The following is a 17,547-nucleotide window of genomic DNA, read 5'->3' as shown; positions in this document are numbered from 1 at the left end:
AAGTAGATTCCAATCGTAGGTGGTAACTGTACACAGTTTGACAAAAATAACCAGAAGTGATAAGCTCGCATGTTTAATTTAACTTTTAGTACGGTCGACCACATAGCCTATATTTTAACTATTTTATCAATTATCAATTCAATAATATGCATATCAATTACGTCCCCAATAGTTTCCCCAAATCCCTGCGAAGGGTTCTGGGGATCGTAGTAGCGGTTGCCGTGACCATACAAGTCACTGGCATATACTCGTTTGCGAATTTTAAACCGGCGCTTGCCGCTGATACCTATCTCATGTACGGGGTACAGGATTCAGGTGAGTCAAACACACAGTTTTTCACGCTGGAGCTTGACCCGGGCGTCGCCACTGCCTTGGGGTCGGAATATCCCCAATATGACATTGAAGGCATTGATACGCATCCTTCCACGGGCGCACTCTATGCTCTCGCGGGAGGCGGCGGCGATCAAGACGGAAAATTTTTTCTCGTGGACAAATCGACAGGCGCGCTCACGCTCATCGGTGATACAGGCGCATCGGGAGATGAAGAAATGGTATCTGCGTCGTTCCGCAATGACGGCACGCTGTGGTCGTTTCAGGAAAACGTGGGCATTATGGAAGTAAACCTTTCCAATGGCGCGCTCACCTTGAAAGGAGCGGCTGATGCGCAAGGAGTAGACGATAATTGGGAAGGGTTAGCGTGGGATCTTCAAGGCCAGCAGCTCTATGGCGCGCAGGGCAATAAATTGTACCGCTGGGATGCGGGGACCCAGACGGCGGTGAAACTGTGCGAAAATTTGCCTAAGCCCACCGAAGCGCTTGATTTCCGCCAGGACGGCAAGCTTTTTGGCGGGTGGCACAACGCTGATGATGAAGCGTTGAGTATTTTTGAAATAAATCCAAGTTCCTGTGATATAACGCCGACGAATTATGGGATCCCTTACCGTGACGTGGAGTCTATCGCATTTGTCATCGAGGAACCGGCGAAAGAGTGCAAGATGGAGATTGAGAAAATTGGCACCCCGGGAGAGGTGAAACCCGGCGAGAACATAACTTATACCATAAGGATTAGAAACGCGGGCGACGCAGACTGCACCGGCGGCGGCGTGGAACTCAAGGAATACTATGATCCAAGCACTGCGTTTGTCACAAGCGCTCCCATGCCTGATGACGGCAATGATACATGGAATTTTGGCACGGTAGAGCCGGGAGAAGAGCAGGCGGTGAATATTGAAGTGCAGGCATCAGAGACCGTGAAAGACAACGATGCGCTTATCAATAAGGCGTGCGTGTGGGCAGAACAGCAGGGTGACAAGTCAAATCCGGAGAATTGGAAGTGCGCCACCGTGACTACTAGGGTAGTGGTTCCGCCCCCTCCTACGGGCGAGTGCACATTGGAAGTGACAAAAACCGACGATTCTGACCCTGTGACCGCGGGGAGCGATCTTCATTATTCTGTGAAGGTGAAAAATACCGGTACGGCAGACTGTACCGGAGGAGGCGTCGAATTGAAAGAATATTATGACAGTCGGACTGCGTTCATTACGAGCGTGCCGTTGCCCACGAGCGGTGATAATGTTTGGAATTTTGACGTCGTGGAGCCGGGTGAGGAGCATGTGGTGGATATCACCGTTTCTACCGAGTTAGGATTGGAAAACGGCGATGAGCTCCTGAATAAAGCGTGCGCATGGGCGGAACAGCTCGGTCTTTACGAAGATGCGGGCAGCTGGGTATGCGATGAAGAGACCACTACGGTGGCAAAGCTTCCTCCCACAACCCCTCAACTTACGGTGGGCAAGAAGGTGAGTGACAGCGATGAGACGCTCGTGGATGCCAATACGGCGCATCGCGACGAAATACTCACCTATACCATCGTGGTTACCAACACTGGCACCGCCACAGCGTCCGACGTGATGATGAGCGATGATTATTCCGAAAGCGATATTACCGTCACGGATACTCATGGGGGCCTCAACGGCGGCACCGCTATTACATGGGCGGCGGGAGATTTGCCGCCGTCCCAGTCAACCACGACGACTGTAACCGTACAAGTAAAAGCTGATGCGGTAGATGGTGCACAGTTTGATAATATCGCGCACGCAAGCGCCACGGGTGTGCCAGAGGTGAGCGATACGGTGCGCACTACGGTAGAGGCGCCTCCACCTCCTGCCGCGGGAATTGACCTGAGCCTTACGAAATCAGCAAATCCTACCAGTGTGCAGAATGACCATGAGACGGTATTCACCATCATGGTCTTAAACGGCGGTCCTGAAGATGCGAGCGGTGTTGCAGTGACTGATCTTATCCCTAACGCATTTGTGTATGTTGCAGATACTGGCGCGGGTGCGTATAACAAGGATACTGGACTCTGGACCGTGGGTTCTTTAGCAAAAAATGCTTCCTCTTCGATCGATATCCGCGTACGGGCGCGCACGACTGGCACTTTCGAAAATATTGCGCAGGTTTCCGCGGCGGACCAAGCTGATGTGGATTCCATTCCCGGCAACAGCAATCCAAACGAAGACGACCAGGCAAGCGCAACGGTGAAGGCGACAGAACCTCCAGGCCCTCCGGGCGGGTGCGCGGAGAATTGCGGCGGAGGCAGCGGGAGATCAACCTATCCTAAGATCACGATTGTGAAATCGGTGGATAAACCGGTGGCGCAGCCTGGCGAAGTGGTGACCTACACCTTTACGGTGACTGCGGGCGGCGACGAAGCGTCTTCTCTGGTTACGGTGACTGACACCTTACCGCAAGGATTTACCTTTGTGGAAGGCGCCCAAAGCAGCCGCACCTGGGATTTTGGCACCATGGTTCCAGGCGCGAGTATGACGGAATCCTATGACGTGCTTATCGGCGCATCGGTCGCTTCCGGTAAATATAAAAATGTGGCAGTTGCCACTATTGCGAACGGCATTCCCGACGATAACCGGAGCGAAGCGCGCGCCACCGTGGAAGTGACCACAAGCGGTGGCGGCAGTAGTCCGGAACCTCGCCTTGAGGTGACCAAATCCGCGTCGGTCACATTCACCAACCCGGATACTGATTTTGTATATACCGTAGTGGTGAAGAATACAGGAAACGCGGCTGCGCTGAACGTGGTCGTTGAAGACGTGCTTCCCACCGGATTCACCTTTATTGATGGAGGCGCAAGCATCAAAGTAATTACGGTTGGTGATCTCACTGCAGGCCAGAGCGCTTCAGTAGACTATACGGTCCATGCGGCCGCTGAAATGAAAGTGGGCGTGTATACCAACTATGCGACTGCCCGCGCCGATAATGCGGGACCGGCTAGCGCACAGACAGACGTGGAAATCCGCGAGATAGAGGTTTTGGGCTTTACCACGCTCCCTGATACCGGCACCGGAAGCATGAGCCCTCTTACTATTGCATTTGCCGCGTTCGCGATGCTCGGCATTGGCATGCTCTTTGCATACCGCTACCGCATTCTTTTCAAAGAAGCAGTGCGTGAACAAGTACTCATTAATTTTATCCCGCAATACTAAGATTGAATTTGTGTTTTTAAGACGATACCAACAATTCAAGCGCTCTACGCATCTCCGAAGGTTTGGCTACGGCTGCATCATCATAGGCATTTTATTCGCAGGCTTAGCGTCAGCGCCACTCCTCCTTGAAGTGCAATGGCAGGCGAGCACTATTGCCAAAGGGGCGACGCAGACTATCGCGCGGCTCTCCGGACGCGAGGAGCGCGCGATAGGGCGTCTGCCCCAGAGTGAGGATAAGGCGGATCTTGCGCGTGCGCGCATGAGGGCATTTGCGCTTGTGGGTGCGGTGCATGCGGCCACCGTTAGCAACCCTTCAGTATCAGCGCCTGATAATCAGGATTCGCTCGTGGTGGCCGCAGCGGTATCGGGTGACGCTCCCAAAGCTGCGGTACGCAACACGAAAAACCGTATAAAAATTCCCGGTATTAAAGTAGATATGGAGGTCGCGGGAGGAATGAGCGAAAAAGTGCTCAATAAGGGCCTGGCATGGATGCTCCCCTATACTTCCATGCCGGACAAGGGCGGCAATACCGTGATAGGCTGCCACCGCTACCTGTTTACCTCGGGGGCGCGCACCTGTTTTAACCTGGATAAAGTGAAAAAAGATGATGTGGCAGTAGTCGATTGGAAAGGGATGCGGTATCATTATAAGGTGCGCGAGGTGAAGATTGTGAAGCCTGACGAGGTAAGCGTACTCAAGGCCACGCGTACCCCTGTCCTTACCGTGTTTACCTGCACGCCAAAGTTTACTTCAAAGTTACGGCTCGTCGTCATTGCGGATCTGATCAAGACGGACATCATTCAATAGTATCGGAATCATAATCTTTCTTTCCGTGTAAATCAGCGTAACGCAGACCGACGCAAACAATAAGTGCAGAAGGCTTATTATGAATATGTCACAACAAATCACACAGCCTAATCCACACACAAGCCCAAAACTCACGAGAAGCCTCAAACCAGTTTTAATAATTGTTATTACAGTGGTGGTGATGGGTTTATTAGCGGGGGGAGACATTCATGCTTTGTCAGAAGATTTTTATTCTTACAAAGTCAGCAAAGGCGATAGTTTGTGGTCTATTGCTGAAGAAAAATGTGGCACCGGATATTTATGGTGGACAATTTCTGAAGCCAATAAACCAATTTCTTTACTTTTGAATGGCCGGCCTTTGATATTTCCTGAACACGTTTTACAAATACCGCATAAATATTGCGGTACTCTGGATAATCTAGATTTATTAAAAAATCCAATTTCTCGCACTGATATTACAAATGGAGTTATTTGGGAGGAAGTCAAGGCCATCACTTGGGCTAAATATGTTAAGGAAACCTTTCCCAAATTTGAGGATGAAGAGAAAGCAATTTCTATAAAATCTTATGGATTTGCGGGCAGTCCCGCTCGTATCAACAATTATATAGGTCCATCCAATAATCCAGATCGTAATACTTGGCCTATGTTAGCCTATCAACAGATTACTGGGCAAAAAGGAATATTTGATCCAAACTGTGATAAATATTCATCACCTGAAGAATACCAAGAAATATATAATAAATACTGGCAACCAGTCGAGGGTAAAAAACAGGGTGATAATATATACCATCTTACTCTTTGCACTATCAGCCCAAATAAAGACCACTTTGCCTTTAGTGTGGGTGAAAATAAAAAAATATCTTTCGTTGTTGCTGATGGTGTTGCGCTTGAACGTTATAATTTTATTGATCAGCTGGTTTATAATTCGGATTTTGAGTCTTTAACATATCGCGCTTTGAAAAAAGATAACGGTTTGGAAAAGTGGTACGTAATCACCAACGAAAATAAAAGCAGGGCTTACGCATATGTTTATACTAGCTTTTATACTAAAGACGGAAATTTGTACAGCGTAGTAAAAACCGAAGATGAAAAATGGAGATTATTAGAAAATGGAAAAGAGATTAGTTCTTATGATTATATTGATAATATATTGTATACGACGAACGCTGAAAATTTTCTGTATAGGGCCAAAGAGATTTCAAAAGGAAGTGGGGAAAAGTGGTTTGTGGTTATTAATAAAAAAGCACAGACAAAATGGGATTACATCGATAAATTAAAATATTATGAAAATGGTTTAATTTCTTACCGTGCCAGAAACACGGAGGGTAAATGGTTATTGGTTGTTAATCAAAATGGACAAGACAAGATAATTTTCGAATCTCCAGAATTAGAAGATTTAATAAATTACCACATTAACCCACAAGCGCCAGAGATAGAGCCAATCATGACCATCAAAGATAAAGTATCAGATGAACGTTTTATGTATTCAAAACAGCATATTTATCCAAATATAACCATTGGATTTGATGGTAGGGAAAAATACAATTATTCTAGCGAAGATGATCTGGCGAACTTGCAATATTCCATTTCGGGGAAACATTTTACCTATCAGATTAATGAAGAAGGCGGCATCCACTTTAAAAATACTTTTCTCGTGGTTGATAATAAGAAGTATAAATTATTGGATAATTACGTCGGATATGATAAAGACGTTGTAGTAAAGCCAATGTTAATGAAATCGACGTTTGATTTAAATGAGAATTTGGTAATATATATTTACCAAGACGGCAGATACTATAGGGAAGTCTATGGTTTAAATTAATATTAAGATGGATTCTTTTCTTGAAAATTTATCCCAGCTCTTCTTGTTTTAAACACATATAAAATCAGATTATTTGTTTATAATTTATATCTCATCAATTTCTTGAACCTGTCCTGTGATCAGTATTCGGTATTTCAGTACTCAGATGCTGGTGTGTCGGTTTTAGTGACCAGTTTAAAGCCGATTGATATCACTGATATGCCGCATGCTGATAACCGATAACTGAGAACTGACAACTCACATTTATCATATTGGTCATGCTTAAAATAATTCACAATTTTTTCATCCCCCACGAGGGCAATGGCCACAAGCCTCACGCATTGCGCCCGAAGGCGCTCTTTTGGTACACGGCCGTACTGGTAGGCCTCAAGGTTATTACGACGGTGGTGCTGTTTGTTTCTTATCCTGATTTTGCGCGGCTCTCGCAGGAGCTCAATCAGGAGATTATCCGCCTTATTAATGGTACCCGTGCTCAGGTGAAGATGCCGCCCTTAATCGTCGATCCAGAGCTCACGCGTGCAGCTCAATACAAAGCGAATGATATGCTTGCACGCGGATATTTTAACCATATCACCCCAGAAGGCAAAAAGCCGTGGGAATTAATCAATGTGCAAAAATATCCATATAGGGCGGTCGGGGAGAATCTCGCGATTGATTTCGTGACAAGCGATGCGGTGCATGCGGCGCTCATGGCAAGCCCTTCGCACCATGCGAATATCGTGCAGAAGGCATACCAGCACGTGGGCATCGGCGTGGCGAGCGGAACGTTCAAAGGAAGGGACACGAATATCTTGGTGGAATTATTCGCGGCGTCCCATACGCTCTCGCGGCCATTGAGCGCGGGGAAAAACGCGAAACAAGAGAGGCTTTCTCCTTCGCCCGCTTTGGCAGCCGCGAATCCTTCGCGGGTGTTGAGCGTAATATTCCCAGAAACCAAGGATGAAACGAACAAGGAGGCCTTGCAATCAAGCGCCGTCCTTCCCGTGGAGCAGAAAGAAGGCGCCAGTACGGCGCCCGTATCGCCGGACAATGACAATAGCCAGAAGGCGCAGGCGCGCGCGGTGACGCTTGTAGCGCCGCCCGTTTCCGAGATCGCGCAAAGAATGCCTTCAGCGTCCGTCGTTGCGTTTGTGTATCAGCTTGTCGTATGGACGAAGAGGATATCTTATGCGGCATTGGTGTACCTTGCGCTCGCGCTCTCTCTCACTATTTTCGTCCGGATCCGCATCCAGCACGCATCGGTTATCGCCCAGACCATCATGCTTATGGTGGTGATCTCTGCTTTTGCCTTTACCGACTGGCATGTGCTTGAGCGCCTCACGAGTACCGTTACAATTAAGTTTTTTAAAATGCAGAACTCGTATTTAGTCTCTCCCTATGAGGCGCCATACAGGGTGGTGTTGCCCGAATAAATTGTAACGGCACGAGCATGTGAGGGTACTTTAAACCCCAATTTCCAATGATCAATGACCAATGAGATTCCAAGACACAATGTTCAAGTATTTGAAAATTGACTCATTGGAACATTGATTGTCCCGCTCCTTGATTCTTATATCTGAGGTAGGCGGGATCCCGCGAAGAGGGAGAAATTGAAAATTGAGCATTGAAAATTCTCGCTTTGGTTGGGATTGGGATTTGGGCGTTAGATATTTCCATATATGGGTATCTCACATCTCGCACTGGTAATGCACGGCGGGGGAATGCGCGGCGCATATGGCGCGGGGGTTATCGATGCGCTGCAGGGCATCATTGCGCCCCGCAAGGTTGATTTGGTGCTGGGGACTTCCGCGGGCGGCGCCAATGCGCTTGCGGTGGCCGGAGGATTATATCAAGAAACGCGCAAGATATGGATGGAGCATCTCCATCGCGGCGTATTTATCAATCCTCATCGGGTACGGTGGTTTACCAATGTGGATTATCTCATGGATCTTTTCAAGACGTACGGGATCACAAATGAGCGCGTGAGGGATTCCGCCACAAGGGTTTTTATCGCGGTCACCCATTTCATGACGGGTAAGTGCCGCTATTTTACCAACACGGACGACGCGCTCCAAGCGGTGCGGGCAACCATATCCATACCCATGCTTTCGCCCACCCCTGTTGCAGTGGCAGGAGAGCCATACCTTGACGGCGGCATTGCGGCAACGATGCAGGATTTGGTAGATAAAGCGTTTGCAGAAGGCGCTGACAAAGTAATCGCCTTGGACCTCTCGAGCGCGATGTGCTGGTGGCAGCGCATGGCAATGCGGCGGTACGCGCGACATAAAGCGCAAGGGTTGCGGGACGCAATCGCGCGTATGTGCGCACTGCCTTATCCCGAGCCTCTACACCTTGACGATCGGGTGTACCTTGTGCGCCCCAAGGAAACCATGGTGACGCGCCTCAATTATACGCTTGAGAAATTGGCGGACACTTACCAGCGCGGCAAGAAAGAGACCGAGGAAGATGCGCACTTGAAGCAGTTTCTTGGAATTGCCTCGTAAATTCGTTCATGTATACATTGTAGCGTGGCAGTTTATCTGCCACTCGCATTGTCAGAGACAAGCTCTGACGCTACCGCGACACTTTATTATCCTTATTTGAGTTGCCAAACGATGATTTTTCTGCTAGGATAAAATAACTTAAATTAAATCTGGCATATTATTTTTTTGGACTTTCTTTTATGGATTCTACTGAAGTTACTATGACTCAACTTACCGAATTAGATCAAAATGATAGCGATTTAAATCGCGAGCTCACGCCAGCTAAAGTTAAAGACCGTTTGAGTCAGATCAAGGAGCGATATTGCACAAAATTGAAAACTGAGTTAGGGGTGGAGGTGATTTTTCCGCAGGGTACTAAACTTGGCGATGACGATATAAGCGGCAAATCTCTTGAAGAAGTGCTTAATATGATTATGGGACCCTTGGAACATTACGAACCTCCTATCCTTCAAAGAGAGCTCGTTTCCCCGCGTGAAAAGGAACCGACCGAAGTGCCGAGCTGGTTACAGGGACATGAAGGATTGATATGGCACGGAGCGCAAGAAAATCCGCTGTGGGATGTCAAAGCAACTCAGTACGGGAAGGAAATTCGCATTGCTTACACGCGGCGGCAAAAAGAGTTAAAGCCAGGCAAGACCGAAACAGAGCAAGAACGCACGCTTGCGCCGATTGACGATACGTTCACTATTGAGGAATGGAAGGTGGTTGAACAAGTGATCAATGAATACCGAAAGGTTGAGGAAGATCTCCAGAGTCCTGATAAAGAAATAAGAGAAAACGCGCGGATATATCTCCACAGTGTTGTGAGGGAGGAGAATCTCTTCAGGAAGGGGGAGGGGGCGGCACCGGAGACCATCACTGCCCAAGTACGTACCGCACTGGAACAGACGGCGAAGACTTCCCGGGGTTTCAAGAAAGAAGCGGTAAACATTGAGCAGCTTTCACAGAGAGTCGCGGAAATGCTCAGCCAGCTCGTGGTGCTGAATCGGACACGCGGCGACGGCAAAGAGCGAGTGCCGAAGGTGAAAAAGAACATCAAAGAGGATCCTGATTTCGAGCACAGTCTTTCCTTGTTGAGTAATTGTCTAGATACCCAGCGAGAGACGAACATGGGAATCACGCTCATGCTCGGCGAAGCAGGCGTGGGGAAAACGATCGCCGCGGAGTATTTCGCCGCAAAGACGCATCGGCCATATTTTTGGTTTCCTTGCGGGCGAGGCATGGAAGCGGGCGAATTGGTCACCCACTATGAATTTGACACGAAAGAAGGCACGAAGCGTTTCATGACCGCACTCGCTGAGGGACTTCAGACGCCGGGCGCGATTGTCTATGTGAATGAAATCAATGCGCTCAAGCCTCCCGTGCAGGCTACCCTCCACGGCGTAGGGGACAGCAATCGCGCCTTGAATTTTGACGGCGTCAACATTCCCGTGGCTGAAGGAGCGCTGGTCATCATTGACGGAAACCCTGCCACTTTTGGCTCGGCGGGAAATATCGGCGAAGCGCTTTTGAGCCGTACGCGCGGACAATCCATGGTTATGGATTATCCCTCTCTGAGAAAAGGAGAGTTGTTACAAAAGAAGAACCACTGGTCAGATGCAGCGCTGCAACAGAAAGAGACGGAAGACAATTCGCTCCGTGATTATGCGGCGAGCGAAGTGTTGAGTCTCTACCAGGAACTGAATGAATTCACCGGCATTAACGATCAGGAATTTGCCCTCCTGTGGGACTATTTCGTGAATGAAGATACTCAAGGGTCGAGAATCACCGAGATCGAAACGAATCCTAAATTAAAGAAGCTCATTGAAACGCCTCCCTCCGCTGAACATATCAAAAAAATATTGATCGATCTGCGGGATATTCTGCGCATTGCGGACAGCTGGCGGAAGGGTTATGAGAAACGCCAGCGATTCGATCTCATCGGCGTCAGCCGGCGCGACACGATTGCGGTGGTACGTGAGTATAGGAAAACCCGGGATGTGCGCATCGCATGGCTGCGAGTGATGGATGATTACCGAAAAAATCCGATCGAAGGACTCGATACGGTACTCATATCTCTTGAACAACTCATTGACGATACGCTTGTAGCACCGTCTAAGTAAGTGTTCCCCTTCTCTAAATTTTATGGAGCACTTGAACACAATAGAAGAATCGAGTCCTCATGAACGTGAGACCGAAGAGCTGGCGCGGGTGGAAATAATGCAGACGCCCCATTTCCAGGAGGCACTTTCTCATATTCAAGGTTTAGCCGCGCGAGTAGATACTAATCAGGCCGTGACGGAAGGACAAATGGCAAGGCTAGAGCATCTGGTATCTTTACTACTCTTGGATAGAGGAGACGGGCAGGGAGCGACCTTTAGTGAATTGCTAAAGATTAAGGGGTTCAAGGATACTGTCCAGACGTTGCAAATGTTCAAACAAAAGATTAAACAGGACGGAGCGTTAAGATCGGGTGGATTTGAAGTTGATAAACTCTCGAAAAAGTTGACTTTTATTGACCGTAGTACAGTTTTCTACCTCAACGATAATCATGGTATGTATAGCGAGGACATTGATCTGTCCGGCCTTACTTCTTTGGATGAGGGAGCAGCGTCTGCTTTTCACTTTCATGAAGGCGCCATTAAACTCGACAGCATCACTTCAATAAAGCCTGAAGTCGTAGAAATCCTGGTCAAGCGCAACAGGGGAGTAATTTTTCTGAATGGTTTGACAAGTATTTCACCTGAGTTGGCAAGAGCACTCACGAAAAGCACGACTGGCGTGAGACTCTTCGGGGTGACTGATATCTCTGCGGAAGCGGCGATGGAGTTCGTATCACAACCTCATGATCGGCATGGAGGGGTCTATTTTCCAGAAACATTATTCTCGCAGCTCAACGATGAGGTGAAACAAATTTTAACAAGCGTTCCGGAACACCAGCGCTTTTGTCACTTTGGCTAGGGATGAGACAAAGTTTCGAGCGAATAAATTATGCTAGAAGTGAACGAAATATCACATCAGGAAGTGCATCCTCACGAGCGTGAGGATTCTCTTCTTCGGTCAAGCTCATTCAACGAAGCGAAAGTTGAGGCGGTGTCGGGGGAGGCACAATAAATTAAGTTCTTGTACTATGTCGGAGCTAAATGAACAAGTGTACGATGCAGTGGAGATGCATGAGACCAAATCAGTCACTTCCTTGGAAATTGCCCCCGATGTTGCATTGGGTTCAGTACTAAAAAATTTGACGACCTTGAAGGAAGTAATGTTGAAGGATCAGCCAATAGCTGCTGGCGAATTCCAGACTCTCAATGATTCCATCGGACAGCTAACTATCGAAGGAGTGCCGATTGCTGATCTAAAGGACGAAATTGAGAGAAATCATCCGATTTGGGAAGCCATGGAGGATTTTTCGAAGAATTACGGTCGTGTGCTTAACCGCGAATCAATACAAGCGCTCACCATGTTGCCCGAGAGGTATGCGCGGATATTGGCTGAGTATACTAAGGAACACCATTTTGACGATATTAAAACATGGAATTTCAAGAGCTTACGATGGCTCTCATCAGGGACAGCAAAAGCATTAGCTGACGCTCATGGAGTAAGGCTTAATTTTAACAATATCCATCATGTTTCTCCAGAGACTGCGCAGGCGCTCAGTCAAACTGGCCGCCAGGTCGAATTGAATGGGCTTTCTGAATTATCACCAGAGATAGCGCGTGCGTTGTTAACGACCAGGTATGGCAGTGAAATAGATTTACATGGCATTACATCAATTACGGTCGAGGCTGCAGAAGCTTTTGGGCGAAGAGGGGCTTCTTCGCATGACAAATTTTCATTACATGGTCTGCAGTCTTTTGAATCGGGGGCGCTTGAGGAGTTGGCGAAAAATCATGGGAAATATTATTTTGAGCAACTCGAACCTACCCCAGAGGTTATACGGGCATTCAAAGGAAAATGGAAGTTGGCAGATCGATCTATAAATTTTAGCAATCTTGATTTTGAGCTTTCTCCCGCAGCGGCAAAGGAATTGATATCATTCGATAATCCTGGTGTTTTTGACTTGATTTGCGTGAAAGTATCTCCCGAAGCGATACCGATTTTGGCAAGCGCTCCGTGGGAGAAGGTACAAAAATATGGATTCTCAGTGGATGTAGATAGAAGGATTTGTGCGTATAAAGAAAAATCCGAGAAGGCAGCAGTCGGAAAATCGTAAACATGCATTCAACTCCATTATGTCTGAGAAAAGTGAAAACATGTTTGAAGTAAAGCTGGATCGTGAAAGTGAGCAATCGGTATACTTGAATCTGGAAATTGCGAGAACACCGGAATTGGACGATGTAGTGAATCACGCAAAAGAACTCGTGGCCACTGTTGAGAATGACAGGCCGGTTACCGTGGGGCAAGTTCATAATCTTGAGGAATCAATCAATGGACTCACCATTGATGTTGAAGGCGAGGAGTGTTTAATAGATAATCTCTCGTCTTTGATCGAGGAAGATGTTAAGATTTGGCACGAGATTGAAGACGGCAACGTTGATAATACCTACAGATTAACATTTTGTCCTCCTAATATCCTGAGACGAATCATTTTAATCAAACAAGCAAACAGCCCCATTGAAGGCATTACGGTGTGGTTAAACAGCCTTAAGTCGATATCGTATAAAACGGCTCAGGAATTATCATCTGTTCGCCGTCTCCGTATAGAATTGGATGGATTAAACAATCTTCCAGTCGAAATAGCAGAAATATTAGGTAAGAGTAGCGTCTCCATTTCCTTGAATGGAATGAAGTCGCTTACTCCTAAGGTTGCAACATGTTTAGCGAAGATTCCATCTAAGACTTTAGGCATAAAAGAAATATCGTCGGAAGTAGCGGATTGCCTTTTCGTCCCTCCAAGCTATCCGTCACCTGCCTATACTACTGATTGGCTCAAATTGAATAATCTTACTACGCTTTCAGTTGCTACTGCAAAGGCGCTTGCGAGGGTTCGAGGCCCACTTGAATTGAATGGTTTGACCGCTCTTGATTCTGATATAGCGAAAGAGTTGGTCAAACATGAAAACAAGATAATGCTTAACGGCCTTCAAGCGGTTGACATGGAGACAGCGAAAATCTTGGCACAATTTACTTTTAGGTTAGATGTTCCACAATCTGTCGATCTGATCATTGATCAATATAAACCGCAGTGGAGGCAAAAACATCGTAATGATTAAGTATGATTAAGCACGAAGATTTTGATTTTTATAAACCCGCAGAGACAGGGAAGCACCCGATGATTGAGGGTTACCAAGCTTTCATGCAGCGGCTTCAAGAGAATGCCGCGCGGCCGAATCCTGAACGCATGGCGTATGTCCTCGCCACGCTTGAGCACGCTTCCCAGTCGCCAGACCGTGCAATCGAGATTTACACCGATCCCGAACTCGACACCTTTTTCTGCGCTCAAGTACCTGCCAAGAGAGTGACCTTGGAAGGCGAGATCGTCGACGATCCGGTACGCAAGCAATACATCATTGGCGCGCCGTTTGGATTCATCGCCGGCGATGCTCCCCTTAACTTTTTATTGGGAGAGATTCGCCATGAAAAAGGTCATACGGAATGGACTGACTACGGCCGCTTGAAACGATTCGAGTCGCTCGCGCGGCAGGAAGGGTACGATCCGCAGGAGATTCTCGAACTAAACAATTGTCTTGAAGATCCTCGCATGGAGCGCCTCGTTGGGGGACCTCTTCATGAGAATGCTCGTTTGCAGTTATTTGAAAAAAATAGCAAGATGATCATCCCCGATATCGTTGAAGGGATACACGGTAAAGAGATGGAAAACATTGACGGAGAAGCGGGTGGAGTGGCGAAGATGTCTCCCACCGATCAGTTCAAATTCATGATCAAGCTAGAGCGACTTTGGGCGTTGCATGAAAAAGAAGTAAAAGGAGTCGAGAAGCCGTGGGGTCTAGACGACCTCCATCCGCGGGTAAGGGAGGAGTATCTAAAAATTGAACAAATTGTCGCTCAAATTACTGGTGACGCAGTAAAACCAGCGATGAAGGTAAACCCCGAGATAGAGAAGCTCATTGTTGAGCATATTTGGCCTGCGCTCAAAAGGCTCATTGATGAATTTCCTGATAAGAGTAGAGAGCAGAAACAACAAGGGTCAGGAGGAGGCGATGGTGAAGGAGAGGACGGCGAGCCGGGAGAGGATCAATCTCAGAGTACGGAAGGCGTGGATCAACGGAGTAAGCAAAGTGGTAAAGAAGCTAATGGAGAAGATGAGGAAGCAGATCGAAGCGATGGTAAAAAAGATGATGGTAAAGACGATCAAGGAAGCGGCAAAGATAGTGGTGATGAAAAAGATACTGCACAAGATGGAGGCGATGAATCGAAAGAAGGATCACAAAGTGCTGATGAATCGAAAGATGGGAATGGATTTCCCGATGAGAAAGATGGTGCTAGTGCTCAAGGTAGCAAAGATGATACAAGTAAGACTGGCGGAGAAGGTGAACAAGATCGGAGAGATCAAGATGAGAGTGGAGAGCAGGAAGGTAAACCATCAGAGCAAGGTCAAGCGAAAGGCGGTAAGCAACAGCAACAAGGCAAGAGAGGCCAACCTTCCGAAGGCGGCACCAAGCCCGAAGAAGATCCCAATCTCGACCCTCACGATCCATCTTCCTGGCCTATACATTTCCAAAAGATTCTGAAGAAGATGATTGAACAGCATAACCAGCGGCTGGAGCAGAGGGCTAGAGAAGCAAAAGAGCGTGCAGAGCAAAATAAAGAAACACAAGCGGAGCGGGAGCAAGAAAAACATGAGTTACAAAAAAGCAGAGATAACTTTAACGATCCCGTCCTGCGCGAAAAATACAATGAACTCCGGCTCGAAGTAAATTCCGCGACCCAGAGACTCAAGCGAATCTTTAAAAGATTTGTCCCAAAGGTGGATGAACTGGAATACGAATGGAGCAGAAGAGGAATCCGTTTTGACGTGAGACGGTACGTTCAGCGCATCGGCACCGGCACCGAGAAACCCATGGGGCGCCGGGAAACGCCTGAGGAAACGGCAATGGTGTTGCAAATTCTTGTTGACGTGAGCGGATCGATGTATAGTAATGATCAACAACGCATCGTGAACGCGGTTAAGTCATGCATTGCAACATGCGAAGCGGCAAAAGACTATAATGTCTATATTGAGATCCTGGCGAGCGACGATAAGAATTTAACTCACGATGAAAGGTATATTATCAAGGCAGCCAATGAGCCATACGATGGGAGGGTCAAGTCACGCATCGTCATGATGTTGGATAGTCAAAAGTCAGGATTCGGCGGGGATAATCGGGATGCTGAGGCTATAGAAGTGGCGGTGCCGCGATTAAAGAAGATATTGCAGAGAAAACGCGCAGAAGTCGATCGGATTGGATCTTTGATGATATTTATTACCGATAGCACCACGCAGGAAGCGTCGACTAAGCAAGCGGCCGATGAAGCGCGTAAGTTTACTCCTCTCGAAGGGACGGCGATCACGCCTGAACCAGAGGTGGCGGGGATGGTGCAGTACCATTTCGGTAAAGACAGCATTATTCCGAAGAGCGTGAACGAATTCCCTGAAGCCATGCAGGCGATACTCCAAAAGCATCTTGCGAAACTTAAACCGAAGGAGTAAATGGTTTTCGCCGCATGATTCGGTCGTACGGATTCTTGAAACTGTACGGCAGTCCATTGGAGACCTGTGAATTTTGAAATTTCCCAAAGGTTTGCTAAGATTCCTCTATGGAAACCTCAAAGACTCCGTTTGGTCTTACTTTTGACGATGTTCTCCTGATTCCGCAAGAATCTGCCATCAGCCCGCGCGAGGCTGATATTTCGTCATATGCGGCCAAAGGATTGCCGCTTATCCTTCCTTTGCTCTCTGCGGCAATGGACACCGTGACCGACGCCCGTTTCGCCGCAGCCTTAGGTGAAGCGGGGGGGATGGGGGTATTGCATCGCAATTGCACCGTGGAAGAGCAGGTAAAGATGATTCACGAAATCAAAAATCAAAAATCAAAAATCAAAAATAAGGTTGCCGCTGCCGTAGGGCCAGGCGATAGAGAGAGGGCCCTTGCGCTTGATAAGGCGGGCGTGGACGTGATAGTATTTGATTCCGCGCATATCCACAAGCCATCTTCCGTTGCCGCTGCCAAAGCATTAAAGAAAAAAATAAAGGCAAAGCTCATTGTGGGCAATATGGCAACCGCAGAAGCGGCGCGCGCATTTTTAGGCGTGGCCGACGGCTTCAAGGTGGGTGTAGGGCCTGGTTCCATTTGCACGACGCGGATCGTCGCTGGTGTAGGCGTGCCGCAATTGACCGCGATCATGGAAGTGGCGCGGGTCGCGAAACAAAAAGGGATTCCCGTGATCGCGGACGGGGGCATCCGGCACTCCGGCGATATTGTGAAAGCGCTTGCCGCGGGCGCGTCCGCTGTCATGCTGGGGAGCCTGTTTGCCGGTACGGATGAAGCGCCGGGGAAAAAAGTGATCATCGAAGGCGTGGCGTACAAAACCTATCGCGGTATGGGAAGTTTGGGAGCCATGAACGTGGGGCAAAGCGCTGATCGATATTTCCAAAAAGGGTCAAAAAAATACGTACCCGAAGGGGTGGAAGGCGCGGTGCCTCTCAAGGGGCCGCTTTCGGACATAATTACCCAGCTTGTGGGAGGATTAAGAAGCGGGATGGGATATGTGGGCGCGCGCAACATTCCCGAGCTCCAGAGGAAAGCTCACTTTATCCGCATCACCGATGCAGGCATGAGAGAGAGCCACCCGCATTCAGTATTTATTACGAAGCATGCGCCAAATTATTGATAAGTTCAAATGACAAATTTCAAAGTTCAAATAAATGTCAAAGCCTAAATGTCAAAGTTTTGGCGTTGTGATTTTGAATTTAATTTGGCATTTGAGTTTTGTCCCGCACATTGAACTAAT

12 protein-coding genes are annotated in these 17,547 nt (G+C 47.9%); all 12 read left to right on the top strand.

The window, feature by feature from the left end; translation table 11 throughout:
• Positions 1 to 146 precede the first annotated feature (146 nt).
• The 12 genes from WC659_01965 to WC659_01910 all read left to right on the top strand — a co-directional run bounded on the left by WC659_01965 (position 147) and on the right by WC659_01910 (position 17,427).
• Entirely contained in the window at positions 147 to 3,503 is a 3,357-nt protein-coding gene (locus WC659_01965; GenBank protein ID MFA4872681.1) for a DUF11 domain-containing protein, read from the top strand.
• 10 nt (positions 3,504 to 3,513) lie between these two features.
• Positions 3,514 to 4,311, top strand: coding sequence for a sortase (locus WC659_01960; protein ID MFA4872680.1), 798 nt, complete (start codon positions 3,514 to 3,516; stop codon positions 4,309 to 4,311).
• 85 nt (positions 4,312 to 4,396) lie between these two features.
• Positions 4,397 to 6,133, top strand: a complete 1,737-nt coding sequence (locus WC659_01955; protein MFA4872679.1) for a hypothetical protein — start codon at positions 4,397 to 4,399, stop codon at positions 6,131 to 6,133.
• 257 nt (positions 6,134 to 6,390) lie between these two features.
• A complete protein-coding gene (locus tag WC659_01950) occupies positions 6,391 to 7,545 on the top strand; it encodes a CAP domain-containing protein (GenBank protein ID MFA4872678.1) in 1,155 nt (384 codons plus the stop codon).
• A gap of 246 nt (positions 7,546 to 7,791) precedes the next feature.
• A complete protein-coding gene (locus WC659_01945; protein MFA4872677.1) occupies positions 7,792 to 8,616 on the top strand; it encodes a patatin-like phospholipase family protein in 825 nt (274 codons plus the stop codon).
• A gap of 200 nt (positions 8,617 to 8,816) precedes the next feature.
• The gene (locus tag WC659_01940) at positions 8,817 to 10,718 is read left to right on the top strand and encodes an AAA family ATPase (protein MFA4872676.1); all 1,902 of its coding nucleotides are present in this window, start codon (positions 8,817 to 8,819) and stop codon (positions 10,716 to 10,718) included.
• Between the two features lie 22 nt (positions 10,719 to 10,740).
• Positions 10,741 to 11,556 carry a hypothetical protein gene (locus WC659_01935; protein MFA4872675.1) on the top strand — a complete coding sequence of 272 codons (816 nt, stop codon included), beginning with the start codon at positions 10,741 to 10,743 and terminating at the stop codon, positions 11,554 to 11,556.
• A 30-nt stretch (positions 11,557 to 11,586) separates the two neighbouring features.
• A complete protein-coding gene (locus WC659_01930; GenBank protein ID MFA4872674.1) occupies positions 11,587 to 11,709 on the top strand; it encodes a hypothetical protein in 123 nt (40 codons plus the stop codon).
• A 16-nt stretch (positions 11,710 to 11,725) separates the two neighbouring features.
• Positions 11,726 to 12,808: a hypothetical protein gene (locus tag WC659_01925; protein ID MFA4872673.1), complete on the top strand. Its 1,083-nt coding sequence runs from the start codon at positions 11,726 to 11,728 to the stop codon at positions 12,806 to 12,808.
• A gap of 19 nt (positions 12,809 to 12,827) precedes the next feature.
• Complete coding sequence (locus tag WC659_01920) at positions 12,828 to 13,808, top strand: hypothetical protein (GenBank protein MFA4872672.1); 981 nt, start codon at positions 12,828 to 12,830, stop codon at positions 13,806 to 13,808.
• Between the two features lie 2 nt (positions 13,809 to 13,810).
• Positions 13,811 to 16,246: a hypothetical protein gene (locus tag WC659_01915; protein ID MFA4872671.1), complete on the top strand. Its 2,436-nt coding sequence runs from the start codon at positions 13,811 to 13,813 to the stop codon at positions 16,244 to 16,246.
• Positions 16,247 to 16,353: 107 nt separating this feature from the next.
• Positions 16,354 to 17,427, top strand: coding sequence for an IMP dehydrogenase (locus WC659_01910; protein MFA4872670.1), 1,074 nt, complete (start codon positions 16,354 to 16,356; stop codon positions 17,425 to 17,427).
• The last annotated feature ends 120 nt before the right edge of the window (positions 17,428 to 17,547 follow it).

This window comes from Patescibacteria group bacterium (genome assembly GCA_041645165.1).
GTDB lineage: Bacteria > Patescibacteriota > Patescibacteriia > 2-02-FULL-49-11 > 2-02-FULL-49-11 > 2-02-FULL-49-11.
The sequence above is the reverse complement of the archived record's forward strand: the minus strand, read 5'-3'. Positions and strand labels throughout refer to the sequence as shown.